This window comes from Bacteroidales bacterium, from assembly GCA_023229505.1.
Lineage (GTDB): Bacteria > Bacteroidota > Bacteroidia > Bacteroidales > JAGOPY01 > JAGOPY01.
The window spans coordinates 110,587-122,753 of record JALNZD010000004.1 but is presented as its reverse complement, the minus strand read 5'-3'; the positions used below and the strand labels follow the sequence as shown (position 1 = coordinate 122,753).

The 12,167-nt window shown below is 42.4% G+C and carries 12 protein-coding genes; 4 read left to right on the top strand and 8 right to left on the bottom strand.

All coding sequences use genetic code 11. The annotated features are described in order from the left end of the window. Nucleotides 1-3 precede the first annotated feature (3 nt). Together M0Q51_02745 and M0Q51_02740 are read right to left on the bottom strand one after the other, a co-directional pair. Nucleotides 4-861, bottom strand: a complete 858-nt coding sequence (locus M0Q51_02745) for a CoB--CoM heterodisulfide reductase iron-sulfur subunit B family protein (GenBank protein MCK9398900.1) — start codon at nt 859-861, stop codon at nt 4-6. Between the two features lie 15 nt (nt 862-876). After that, nucleotides 877-1,470 carry a 4Fe-4S dicluster domain-containing protein gene (locus tag M0Q51_02740; GenBank protein ID MCK9398899.1) on the bottom strand — a complete coding sequence of 198 codons (594 nt, stop codon included), beginning with the start codon at nt 1,468-1,470 and terminating at the stop codon, nt 877-879. A 327-nt stretch (nt 1,471-1,797) separates the two neighbouring features. Between M0Q51_02740 and M0Q51_02735 the strand changes: the two genes are divergently transcribed. The 4 genes from M0Q51_02735 to M0Q51_02720 are packed head-to-tail and all read left to right on the top strand — an operon-like array spanning nt 1,798 to nt 4,763. Next, nucleotides 1,798-2,376 (top strand): sigma-70 family RNA polymerase sigma factor, encoded by a 579-nt coding sequence (locus M0Q51_02735; protein ID MCK9398898.1) that lies wholly within the window; start codon nt 1,798-1,800, stop codon nt 2,374-2,376. 17 nt (nt 2,377-2,393) lie between these two features. Continuing rightward, the gene (locus M0Q51_02730) at nt 2,394-2,915 is read left to right on the top strand and encodes a hypothetical protein (GenBank protein MCK9398897.1); all 522 of its coding nucleotides are present in this window, start codon (nt 2,394-2,396) and stop codon (nt 2,913-2,915) included. Between the two features lie 13 nt (nt 2,916-2,928). Next, nucleotides 2,929-4,002, top strand: a complete 1,074-nt coding sequence (locus M0Q51_02725) for a hypothetical protein (GenBank protein MCK9398896.1) — start codon at nt 2,929-2,931, stop codon at nt 4,000-4,002. Nucleotides 4,003-4,028: 26 nt separating this feature from the next. Next, nucleotides 4,029-4,763 carry a DUF2807 domain-containing protein gene (locus M0Q51_02720; GenBank protein MCK9398895.1) on the top strand — a complete coding sequence of 245 codons (735 nt, stop codon included), beginning with the start codon at nt 4,029-4,031 and terminating at the stop codon, nt 4,761-4,763. 67 nt (nt 4,764-4,830) lie between these two features. Here the strand turns inward: M0Q51_02720 and ligA are convergent, their stop codons facing one another. From ligA to M0Q51_02690, 6 genes are all read right to left on the bottom strand, one after another. Continuing rightward, nucleotides 4,831-6,876: an NAD-dependent DNA ligase LigA gene (gene ligA, locus M0Q51_02715; protein MCK9398894.1), complete on the bottom strand. Its 2,046-nt coding sequence runs from the start codon at nt 6,874-6,876 to the stop codon at nt 4,831-4,833. A gap of 20 nt (nt 6,877-6,896) precedes the next feature. Continuing rightward, nucleotides 6,897-7,760 carry a universal stress protein gene (locus M0Q51_02710; protein MCK9398893.1) on the bottom strand — a complete coding sequence of 288 codons (864 nt, stop codon included), beginning with the start codon at nt 7,758-7,760 and terminating at the stop codon, nt 6,897-6,899. Between the two features lie 76 nt (nt 7,761-7,836). Continuing rightward, nucleotides 7,837-8,676, bottom strand: coding sequence for a universal stress protein (locus M0Q51_02705; GenBank protein MCK9398892.1), 840 nt, complete (start codon nt 8,674-8,676; stop codon nt 7,837-7,839). A 76-nt stretch (nt 8,677-8,752) separates the two neighbouring features. Then, nucleotides 8,753-9,343 (bottom strand): HD domain-containing protein, encoded by a 591-nt coding sequence (locus M0Q51_02700; GenBank protein ID MCK9398891.1) that lies wholly within the window; start codon nt 9,341-9,343, stop codon nt 8,753-8,755. A gap of 66 nt (nt 9,344-9,409) precedes the next feature. Beyond that, nucleotides 9,410-11,527: a HAMP domain-containing protein gene (locus M0Q51_02695; protein MCK9398890.1), complete on the bottom strand. Its 2,118-nt coding sequence runs from the start codon at nt 11,525-11,527 to the stop codon at nt 9,410-9,412. A gap of 87 nt (nt 11,528-11,614) precedes the next feature. Continuing rightward, on the bottom strand, nt 11,615-12,160 hold the full coding sequence (locus tag M0Q51_02690) for a 2-oxoacid:acceptor oxidoreductase family protein (GenBank protein ID MCK9398889.1): 546 nt from the start codon (nt 12,158-12,160) through the stop codon (nt 11,615-11,617). Between the last annotated feature and the right edge of the window lie 7 nt (nt 12,161-12,167).

Below are 12,167 nucleotides of genomic sequence, written 5' to 3'. Positions count from 1 at the left end.
TTTTTAGGCTAAAATCAACTCTGGTGATAACATCTTGTGCAATCCCAGTTCCTTTTTTGGAATTCCAAATGCAAGGCCCATGAGCTGGGTGAAATACATGACCGGCATTTTTATATCTTCATGGAATTTCCTCGTGATCTTTCCCTGGAAACATTCCAGGTTGAACTGGCAGAGCGGACAGGCTGTCAGCATGACATTTGCTCCCCGTAATTTTGCTTCTTTCAGCAGTTCGAAGTTCATGCTCAGGCCAATGTGGGTTAGCGTGCTGGTCATACTGCCACTGCAACAGCGGGTCTTGATGGGCCAGTCGACAGGTTCTGCACCTAATGCTCTTGCTATTATATCCATTGTTTGCGGGTCATGGGCATTATCGAACGATGCAAAAGGCCGGATAAGCTGGCAACCATAATAACAAGCGGCTTTAACGCTGCTTAACGGAGTCTTGACCGCTTTTCTGATGGCATCCATTCCAACGTCATTCACAAGAACATCCAGCGGATGACGTACCTTGACCTTTATCTCGCAATGCAGTCCCACAGCTGAAAGCTGATGGCAGACTTTTTCCATTAAATCCGGATCGGTAGCCAGGTAATTTTGTGTTTTCAGCAATCCCATGTAGCAGGCGGCACAGGGAGCGATCAGTTCACCTCCCCCCTGCATTTCTGCCAGGGCTAAATTACGGGCTGTAATGGCGATAGCGTGATGTTCATTTATAGACATATAATTGGTCGCGCCACAGCAATTCCAGTCTTCCAGTTCCTGCACTTCTACGCCGAGTGTTTTGAAAACAGCCAGCAGCGAATCTTCATAAAGCTTCCCGGATGATTTAAGCGAGCAGCCGGGGTAATACAAGTATTTCATAGCAAAATCCCTCTTTTAGTTTGGCTTATCCTGTAACATCGCCTGAAGATTCTTTTTATTCTTCATGCCTTTTTCAAATAGTGAAAGACGGCCTTTGAAGAACAACTTCATCCCAAGTGAAGAATAACCAAGCATTTTAAAAATGTTATACCTTAAATAATAATTGATCAGCAGCGATGCTTCGCTGATCCTTCCGTGTCTTTTCACCTCATTGAAGAATGTCTTAGCCAGGATAGGAACCGGGAAATTCTTGGGATAGATCTTGTTTTCGATAGCCTCCCTTTTCAAGGCATACATCACATCTGTGATCTTAATCCCTTTCGGGCATTCGACTGTGCATTGATAGCATGATGCACAAAGCCAGATCGTACGGTTTGAAAGAACCTCATCCCGGAATCCGGCCCTCACCATGGCGATGATCTTGCGAGGTGTGAAATCCATGTAAATGCTCAAAGGGCAGGCGGCGCTGCAGTTCCCGCATTGAATGCAGCCAAACAGCTTTTCGCCATGGGCCATTCCGGCAATCTTCTTTCCGAAATCCTGGTCAAGGTTTTCTTCAAGCTTGATCTCCATGCCCTGGAGCAGAAATTTATTCGTAAGTTGTTCCATATAGATGGGTTGTATTAAGACAAAATTAAATGTCGCGCAAACCGGCAGCAGCCGCATTGCATTAACGAAGAGTATGAAAAGCAATAATCAGAAGACAACATCTTACGCACGGTTTGGTTATCTGGAGTAAGCTCAAAGTTAGTTGCGGATTAACTTTGCGTCAAAATTATCAATTGTTATCTAATTAACAAAGAAAATTCATAATAATCTTTTTAACATATGACATGAAAATCTATTCATATTTAAATGTATTATTTCATCAAAAAAATTCCCCCAACCTGTAACATTCTTTTTTTTTCTCCGACATTAGATTAAAATTTCACCTTTTTGGAACCAGCGGTAAAAAATATTCATGAGGATCTGATCCGGGGATGCCAGGTGAATGACAGGAAAGCGCAGTTTCAGGTCTATAAATTATATTATAAAGCCATGTTCAATACAGCTATCAGGATCGTGAACGACTCAGCCCAGGCCGAGGATATCATGCAGGAAGCGTTCCTGGAGGCTTTCAGGCAGATCGATACTTACCGCGGCGAATCAAGTTTCGGATCATGGCTGAAAAAGATCGTCATCAATAAATCTATTGATGAGATCCGGAAAGCGAAAGATGTCATCTCTATTGACGAAATCGATGTCGAGGTGGCAGACCAGAATGACGATGAAAACTATATCCAGGTGCTCTCAACCCGGGTGGAAGAAATCAGGAAAGCCATTCATGCCCTTCCGGATAGCTATCGGATCATATTGTCGCTTTATTTACTGGAAGGATACGATCATGAAGAAATTGCCAAGATCCTCGATATATCCTATAACCTGTCCAGGACCAGGTACTCCCGGGCTAGAAAGAAGTTACTGGAATTTATCGGCGCAGGTGAAAGCAATGTTTCAAATTCGAAATTGAATTAAAGTATACTATCATGTCAATGTTGGAAGAAAAAATCAGGAAAAACAGGGATCTTTTCGAAGGGGCAGAACCATCGGAAGGACACTTTAACAGGTTCCAGTCCAGGCTGGATTCCCTGCATGAAGTTGGCCCCCGCCAAAAGACCTGGCACTCAACAAGGCTCTTCAGGGTTGCCGCTGTGATCGTGATTTTGCTCGGCCTGTCCGTTACATATTATCTGATTGACCCATCAGTGAACTCCAATCTCGTATCAGCCAGCATATTACCCCAGGAAATCCAGGAAGCCCGGATGTACTATGATAAACTGGCCGAAGAAAAACTTCAGAAGATCAATGACTGCGCAGCATCAACATCAGAAGCATCATATATTCAGAAAGTCGTTGATAATGAGATCTCAATCCTGGATTCCAATTCGGTAAAACTCGAGAGTGAATTGCAGAATGACAACAAAAATGAGCGGTTGATCAATGCACTGATCAGGAATTATAAAACCAAGTCCGACCTTCTGGACGATATTTTAACCAGGTTATGCCATATTTAATACTTATAAAACCATGAAAACCAAACAAAAATTTACAGAGGATTCCCTGCGGCTATCACGAATCGTAATGATTACAATCTTTCTTCTTCCCTGGATGACAATAACAGCGCAGGATTTCACTAAGACTTACTACCAGGAGAAATATGATGTTGACAAAGGAGCAAGCCTGGTGATCCGGAATAAATTCGGAGAGATTCACTGCCAGTCATGGGATGAAAGCAGTGTTGACATCACTGTCACAGTTAAGGTGGATGCTTCCACCCAGGAAAAGGCCAACAAGGTTTTTGATAAGATCGGGGTGCAATTAAGCGGAACCCGCACAAAAGTTGAGGGGATAACTACTGTTGGAAGCATCAGCAATGCCAATTACTCTATAGATTATGATATCAGGATGCCTCGCTGGATAGATATTGACATTGATAACAAATTCGGAGACATTTATCTTGATGAATCAAATGGTTTAGTCAAGATAAACCTTGAATACGGAGCCATGGAAGCAAATGCATTTAACGGGCCGAAAACTCAATTGACAATCAAGTTCAGCAATGCCGAAGCAGGATTCATGAAAGATGGTACCTTGAATATCGAATACGGCGAGTGGAAATCATCAGGTGCGGAGAATTTGCAACTCTATTCCCGTTTTTCCGAAATTTCCATCGAAAAACTGGCTAAGCTAAATGTTGATTCTCAATACGATGAGATCAATATCGGGAGTTCCGGGCCGGTCATTTCGATCAGCCGCTTTTCAGAACTTGAATTCGAAAAAATAAACGGAGATTTTGATTTCGACGCTGAATATGGCGATATCACCATACACTATATCTCACCGGCCTTCAAACTGGGCAAAGTCAGGAATACCTTTGCCGGGGCAAGTCTTACCTTCGATCCCAAAGCAAGTATGAATATCAGTGCGGAAATGGATTTCGGAGAGCTTTCCTACCCTGATTCCCATACTTCGTTAAGCCAGGAAACCATTGGCTATACTAAAAATATTTATAAAGGTAAGATTGGTTCTGCAGCAAGTCCCACTTCCCAGCTTACTATAACTACTAAGAATGCAGATGTCGATATTGATTTTGAAGAATAACGCAAATTAATTAAAAACCAAATGCCATGGACACAAAAAAATTATTCGTTCCGTTTTCACTCTTTATCCTTCTTGGGTTGTTCACGACCGTTTCTTTCGGCTGCTGGAATATTCCTGAAAACAGGAGCACCGGTGATTTTGTAAAAGAGGAGAGGGCCGTAAGCGGCTTCACCTCACTTGACATAGGTGGTGCTTTTCAAGTTTATCTTTCCCAGGGCGACCAGGAAAAACTGGTTATTGAAGCCGATAAAGATGAGATGAGAGAAATCGTCACCGAGGTAGTGGGAAATAAACTAATGATTTCCACTAAAGCAGGCTGGCCAGACAGGCTCCACGAAATGTCGGTTTACCTGACTTTTAAAAGCCTTGATTATATTGATTTCAGCGGTGCGGTGGAGGTTGAAGGCGAGAACGCGCTATCTTTCAATAACCTGGAAATGGATGTCAGCGGGGCAGCTGAAATCGACATGGAATTGAAAGCTGAAAATTTTGATGCGGAATTCAGCGGGGCTTCTGAAATAGAATTCAGGGGGACTTGTAAGACCGGTTATATCGAGATCTCGGGTGCATCGGAATTTGATGCGGAAGGTCTTGAATTCCAGGATCTCACTATCGAACTCAGCGGGGCCTCTGATGCCAAAATATGTGCCACCGGCAAACTGAACATCGACGCTTCCGGCGCATCTTCCATCAGGTACAAAGGGAATCCCCCGAATATTTCGGTCGACGAGTCAGGAGCTTCCAGCGTGAAACCGTTTTGAAAAAAGTTGACAGTTGACAGTTGACAGTAGGCAATAAAAAATCTGTCAACTGTCAACCGTCAACTGCCTACTTGATAAGTTCAAGAAACTCCTCTTCCGAAATCACCCTCACGCCCAACGCCCGGGCCTTTTGCAATTTGACAGGTCCCATGTCTTCACCAGCCAGCAGGAAGTCGGTTTTACCTGAGATCGACCCGGTGTTTTTTCCGCCATATTTCTCAATCATCTCCTTAAGCTGGTCCCTGGAGAATTTCTGGAAAACCCCGCTGATTACGAAGGTCTTGCCGCCCAGTTTGTCTTCTGTCACAATGGGTCCGGATTTTTCAAGCTGAAAAGAAATTCCCTTTTCACGAAGCCGCTCAATAACTTTCCGATTGAATGGATTTGCAAAGAATAATACTATTGATCCGGCAATTTTTTCACCAATCTCTTCAACTTTTTTTAGTTCATCAAAACTGGCTTGTATGATCAGGTCGATGCTGCCAAAATGATAGGCTAATTTCTTTGCGACGGTTTCACCTACGAACCTTATGCCCAATGCGTAAAGGACGCGGTCGAAAGGGGTGCTTATTGATTGTTCAATGCCCTGAAGGATATTACTGACAGTTTTTTCCCGGAAACCGATCTTTCTTTCTTTCTGTCCTTCTTCGGCTTCGTAAATCTTTTCAAGGCCCAGCAACTGCTCATATTTCAGATCGTACAGATCGGCTACATTGCCGATCAAACCTTTATCAAAGAGCAGTTCAACCTTGCCTTCTCCCAGGCTGTCGATGTTCATGGCCCTCCGGCTGATAAAATGCTCCAGTTTTCCTTTGATTTGCGGCGGACAGCCGTATTCATTCGGGCAATAATAAGCAGCTTCATTTTCCTGTCGCACCAACAAGCTGCCACACTCCGGACAATGCGTGATGAATTCAACTTCCCTTGCATCAGCGGACCGGTGATCGAGGTCTGGCCCTATGACCTTGGGAATAATTTCGCCACCTTTTTCGACAAAAACATGATCGCCGACATGCAGGCCGAGTTTCTGGATGATATCGGCATTGTGAAGTGTTGCCCTCTTTACCGTAGTGCCTGCAAGCTGGACGGGTTTCAGGTTAGCTACCGGTGTGACAGCCCCGGTCCGTCCAACCTGGTAATCAATGGATAGAAGGGGCGTAGATATTCTTTCAGCTTTAAATTTATATGCGATAACCCATCGCGGTGATTTAGCCGTATTACCCAACATTTCCTGGTGACGGAGGGAATTGACTTTAATCACTATCCCATCGATATCAAAGGGCAGTTCTTTCCTTCCGGCGTTCCATAGTTCGATAAAAGAAAAAATTTCTTCCAGGGAATGACATCTGGCGATATAAGGCGATATTTTCAGTCCCCACTCTTTAGCTTTCTGAAGACATTGGTAATGATTATCAGCCGGAAGATTTTCTCCCATCATATAATAAAGGAAACTGTCAAGGTTTCTTTTGGAGACTTCTGCCGGGTCCTGCATTTTAAGGCTGCCTGCGGCGGCATTCCTCGGGTTGGCAAACAATTGAAGCCCGTTCTTTTCCCTTTCCCTGTTCAGGTTCTCAAAACTGCTCCGGGGCATGAAAACTTCGCCACGGATTTCAATTTCATCGGGGAAATCTCCCCATAAATTCAGGGGAATGCTTTTAATCGTCTTTACATTTGTAGTGACATCATCTCCCTGTGTCCCGTCGCCACGGGTCAATGCCTGCACCAGTTTTCCATTCCGGTAAGTCAGGTTTATGGCGATGCCATCATATTTCAGTTCGCAAACATATTCCGGATCTTCACCGAGCAGTTTCCTGATCCTTCCGTCGAAATCCGTAATTTCTTCTTCTGAATAAGTATTGCCAAGCGAAAGCATCGGGTACTTATGCTTAACCTGGACAAATTCTTTCGTAAGATCTGCCCCGACACGCTGGGTAGGGGAGTCGGGTGTGATTAATTCAGGATATTCAGCTTCAAGCCTGGTTAATTCCTCCAGCAGAAGATCGAACTCATAATCAGATATCTGAGGAGACGACAAGACATAATACTGATAATTATGGCGATTTATTTCCTCCGTCAGCTCAGCAATCCTGCTTTTGGCTTCCTCCTTTGTCATTTCAAACAAATAGAAAGCTCTTAAAGGGTGAAGTAGATCTGGCCGAGATAAACCGGGTTAATTGATAACACGGGGATTTGTGCCAGGTTGAAAATCAGTTTTTCGCTCCAGGAACTGTTGTCGAAGTTAGGATTCTCAATATTGCTGTCGGTCATCATCATCAACAGGTCAGCGCTTTGAGAAACAGCAAAATCTAGAAGCTGGCCGGCAAAATTGGCATGCCTTTCCGCTTCAGTAATGGTATATTTCACACCATTCTTTTTAAATTCTTCCTCGATCTGGCCCGTTATGATATTCAGCTTGGTCATGTCGGCAACCTGCTTGCTGGTTTGCTTAAATACCAGGATTTCACTTTTAAATAGAAGAGATGAAACGATGGCATGAAATACCTGCTGCCGCGATTCTGTATATAAACCTATCGGGAAAACGATCTTTTTATATCCCTGGGGACCAATTTGCCTTTTTTGTACAACAATGACCGGCACGGGCGATTGGGTGATCACCTTCATGGCATAGCTGCCAACCAGGTGCTGTAACCCGCGCTTACCATGGGTGCCCAGTATCATGATATTTGCTTTTAATTCGCCGGCAACCTGGTGTATAACGTCAAAAATACTCCCTTCGCGGTAAAGGAATTCGACAGACACTTTTGATTTTGACTTTATGGATTTCACGATTTCCTTAAGCTTTTTCTCAACAGCAATACCTGCGATATCTTTTCCAAAATTTACTTTGGTTTTCTTGTTAATGACATGAAGGATAACAACTTTAAAATTAAGCAGTTCGCCTGCCCTGACCGCATGGTCAACCGCATTTTGTCCAACCGGGGTAAAATCAGTGGGTACCAGAATGATAGTGTTCCGATCCTGAGTATTCTGAGCCATATTAATAACGTATTTTTTTGTGAATTAATGAAAGAAAAATAACCAGGCCAAATGTGGCGCTGAGTATAATGCTTGATTAGCGCGGAACAATCTTTTTCCAGTTAAAATCTCTGGGATTGATGCACATCACCGGGATCTGGGAAGGATTGAAAATAATATCCTCATCATAACTGCCCAGTAAATAGGTTTTTAAACTCTTGTCAGGATTTGTCATGATCAGGATCATATCAGCATTTTCCGCAGTGGCATAATCCAGTACCTGCTTGGTAAAGTTACCTGATTTATCGGCGACTTTAATCTTAAAGTTAACGCCATTCATCTGGAAGTGATTGGTAATCATGGTAATGATATCATCCATTTCATCTCCTGGCAAATGTATAATCTCTATTGTCGAATTAAATTCTTTGGCGATCGAGGCTGCCCATTTAGTTTTGGCCCATGGACCGGTATTGGTGGTGATTGGCATGACAATTTTATCCAATCCGTGGCCAAATGGCCTTTTCTGCAAGACAATTGTAGGTATTTCAGAACTGGTAACTACTTTTAGTGCAAAGCTACCGGTGATTTTCTGGAGGCCAACTTTACCATGGGTTCCCAGGAATATAAGGCTCGCTTTTAATTCTTCAGCGACTTCAGCAATAGTATTAAAAATATCACCCTTACGTGCAATCGTTTCAACCTGGATTACATTTTCATTAACCAGGATTTTGGCTAGCTCACCAAGTCGTTCTTTAACCCACTCAGGCCCTTTACCTTCCTTCTTTAACTCACCCAGGGTATTCTTATCAATCACATGCAAAAGCACGATCTTATAATTAAAATCTTTAGCCAATGAAGCTGCCCTGTGGGCTGCATTGGTGCATACTTCCGAAAAATCTGTCGGAACCAGAAAGACGGGATTTTTTACAGTTTCCATGAACAACGGGATTAGTTGATCTGATTTTTAAATTTACACAAATATAGAAATTAAAATTGATGTCAAAAGCGATGGCTCATTTTTCATGATTGCACATAAATTCTATCTGCTTAAGGTTTTCCATTTTAATGGATTGCCGGAGACTTAAGGCTGAAATGGTGAAATACCTGTGAGATGATAAAAAATCCTTCTGAATCAGGTACCATTCCTGCAAAGTAGTAGGATAAATATTTAAAATGTCCCATTCATATTTCAGGCGATGTGCAATCATAAAAAAATCGGATCTTCCCAAATAATCGAGGTCAGCATCACATAAAATTTTATCAAGGTGTTGGCTTGCGCATTGCGGAAGCTTGGTAGTCAGGATCATCCTGCATATGATTTCGGTATCCTCTTCATTATAATTGTAAACCGGCAGGGTTTGACGGCAAATTTCAATACTTGCCTCCTCATGGCCGCGATAGGTGACCAGCATGCCCGAATCATGAAAAATACAGGCTGTTTTTAAAAGCAGGATTTCTTTTGATGAGAGCTTTTCCATCTCAGCCAGCCTGATGGCCGACTCAAGTACATCAAGCGTATGATTGATAGAATGATACGTTAGTCTGGGATCCAGTTCTCTTTCCAGTTTAGTAAGCATAAACTTTTTGACAGCTTCGTAATTCATGATTTCAGGTTAGTTCAACTTTTTTAGAAAGATTTAATTAAATGTAAGAAAACTATGATATTACGATCAATACTTCAGATCAAAACTTTCCACTCCATCCCAAAACTCAGGCACACCTTTTTCTATATAATGACTGCAGCGCTCAAGATATATTTTAATCGTTTTATCCTTTGGGTTGACGGCCTCTATGGATTGCAGCAATTTCAAAGCACTTTTAAATTCCTTCTTTTTGTAAGCTTGCAGAGCTTTATTATAATCTTCTTTTGTACTTAATTTAAGATTTTTTATGTTTTCCGGCTCCCCATCCATGATCTCAAAAATGTAGATCGCTTCCTTTTTTCCTTTGACCTTGACGACATCAAGAAACCTGAACTGGTATTGACTGGGATCATTCAGCTTAATGAGGGTATCTTCTGTGATGATAATGGATCCGCCGTATACTTTGGTCAGTCCTTCGAGACGAGCAGCAAGATTAACGGCATCCGATATCACGGTACCATCCATTCTTCCTTCGCCGCCGATAATCCCCAACATAAGCAAACCGGTATGAATGCCAACGCCTGCATCAATCGTCGGCTTTCCGAACTGGCCGATGATTTCGTTATATTCCATCAGTTTGATCCTCATTTCTATAGAAGCATTAATGGCGTCTTCGCTGCGTTCCGGAAACAAAGCCATGATAGAATCCCCCATGAACTTGTCAATAAAACCATTGTTATGCCGGATAACAGGTTCCATATAACCCAGGTAATTATTGATAAAGTCAAAGTTTTCCTTAGGGGTCATGGTCTCAGACATAGCTGTGAAATCCCTTATATCGGAAAATAAAATTGTCATTTCTTTTTGGACCTGGTCACCTAACTGAATATCAGTGATGCTTTCCTTCCCGAGAAAATCCAGGAACTGGCGGGGAACGAAACGGGCGTTAGCCCTGTTGATATTATCCAGGCTCTGGAAATAGCTTTTCAATTTTCCCGACATTTCATTGTACCCTTCTGTCAAGGCACCTATCTCATCATTGGTCCTCACAATGCTGAAACTATCGAGTTCGCCCCGGCCGGTCCGCTGCATATTAGCAAGCAGCTCATTGACCGGGCGTACAATATCTTCCGTGGTCCACCTGACAAAAAGCACAATATATATTAGTGCGATAAAGATGCCCGTTCCGATACCTAATACCATTAACAGGCTGTTAACCGCATTGACATAGAAAAATTTATCAATCGTAGGCAGGTCTAATCCGAGGTTTAATGCCACGTATTTCCCAAGGAGGATCTTTTGATGTTCATCAGTGAATTTGTTTATTTCAAGTTCCCTGACTGATGACATGCTGAGAACGATGTAGAAAACAACGATAATCAATGGAAACAAGGTGGTCATGGCACTGGATATCCATAACCTGTTCCTTATTTTTTCCTGCCGTACCTTAAAGATCCTTTTCTTTAATTCTTCTTCCGAATAAATATGTTCCAGGTACCTAATATGTACACGGTGCTTCATCCAGAAGTAAACCAACATTAATGTCAAAATGCTGGCAACTAAAGTAATAAAGAAATATTGCAGATAAAATTGCCAGTTAAGGTCATCGACACCTTTTTTGAAAAGGATGATATAAAGCATATATAATAGGGTGATGCTATAAGGCAGCGTCAATATACCTGTATTAATCAACGGGGATTTAAGCACGAATTTCCTGCAATATTGCTGAATCCTGGCCTTTATGGGCATGCGTCTCCGCTTCTTTTTGAAATAAATCAAAAATGGAAGATTAAATCCAAGCCCGATGAGGAAACTTACCATCAACAGCCTGATGAGAAGTGCCATTGTACCGCCAATCTGACTGTTTTCCTGTGTTTTATCTCCAAGGGTCATTCCAAATTTCGGGGAGTCCGGAGTTGAAATTTTTATAGAAAAAGATGAGCTGTCAGTAGATGACTGCACATTTCGTATCTGATTGGAAACACTGTCTATCTCATTAAGTTGACTAAATCCTTCCGAAGCCTTGGAAATGGCGGACACCGCCTGATTATTTTTTGTGCGGCTCATATAATCCGGAACATATTTGACCGCAAGAATACCTGCAACCGGAAAGACAAGGAAAAAATACAGGATGGTGGAAACCAGGTAAACTCTCAGTCCATGGTAGTGGGGAACTTTGCCGTATTTGTTCTTCAATGTTGTCATGAATTGAATAAAAAAGGGAACTAAATTACATAAAAAAACTTCCTCTTGACTGAAAGGAAGTTGGTATAATTATTTGTAAATGAATTTTCAGGAAGTTGCGGAGATAATCTCCATGCCTCTTTTCAATGCTTTTTCATTATCCGGGATCATATAATGATACCTTTCCGGCAAGGATTTTTTTAACCCCTGGATCACATTTTCCAGCGTCACAACAGGTTTGACTTTCAGATAACCTCCCAGGACGATCATGTTGAATATTTTTGAAAGGCCCAGTTTTGCAGCTTCGTCAGCAGCTTCAACACGGAAGATTTTTATATCTTTTCTTTCAGGATGATGTGTGATTCCATTGCCATCATAAATAAGTGTTCCGCCGGGTTTTACCATGGACTCGAATTTGTCCATCGATTGCTGGTTAAGGATAATGGCCGTATCGAAACGGGTAAGAATGGGAGAGCTGATCCTTTCATCGCTGAGGATAACGGTAACATTGGCCGTTCCACCGCGCATCTCCGGCCCGTAAGATGGCATCCAGCTGACTTCCTGGTCCTGCATGATACCGGAATAAGCAAGAATTTTTCCCATGGAAAGGACGCCTTGTCCTCCAAATCCGGCTATGATAATTTCTTCTGTCATAACTTCA

Bases quoted from the DNA above. Each gene is read 5' to 3' on its own strand.
- M0Q51_02745 (MCK9398900.1), bottom strand. From the start codon at position 861: ATGAAATACTTGTATTACCCCGGCTGCTCGCTTAAATCATCCGGGAAG.
- M0Q51_02740 (MCK9398899.1), bottom strand. From the start codon at position 1,470: ATGGAACAACTTACGAATAAATTTCTGCTCCAGGGCATGGAGATCAAG.
- M0Q51_02730 (MCK9398897.1), top strand. From the start codon at position 2,394: ATGTTGGAAGAAAAAATCAGGAAAAACAGGGATCTTTTCGAAGGGGCA.
- M0Q51_02725 (MCK9398896.1), top strand. From the start codon at position 2,929: ATGAAAACCAAACAAAAATTTACAGAGGATTCCCTGCGGCTATCACGA.
- M0Q51_02720 (MCK9398895.1), top strand. From the start codon at position 4,029: ATGGACACAAAAAAATTATTCGTTCCGTTTTCACTCTTTATCCTTCTT.
- ligA (MCK9398894.1), bottom strand. From the start codon at position 6,876: ATGACAAAGGAGGAAGCCAAAAGCAGGATTGCTGAGCTGACGGAGGAA.
- M0Q51_02710 (MCK9398893.1), bottom strand. From the start codon at position 7,760: ATGGCTCAGAATACTCAGGATCGGAACACTATCATTCTGGTACCCACT.
- M0Q51_02705 (MCK9398892.1), bottom strand. From the start codon at position 8,676: ATGGAAACTGTAAAAAATCCCGTCTTTCTGGTTCCGACAGATTTTTCG.
- M0Q51_02700 (MCK9398891.1), bottom strand. From the start codon at position 9,343: ATGAATTACGAAGCTGTCAAAAAGTTTATGCTTACTAAACTGGAAAGA.
- M0Q51_02695 (MCK9398890.1), bottom strand. From the start codon at position 11,527: ATGACAACATTGAAGAACAAATACGGCAAAGTTCCCCACTACCATGGA.
- M0Q51_02690 (MCK9398889.1), bottom strand. From the start codon at position 12,160: ATGACAGAAGAAATTATCATAGCCGGATTTGGAGGACAAGGCGTCCTT.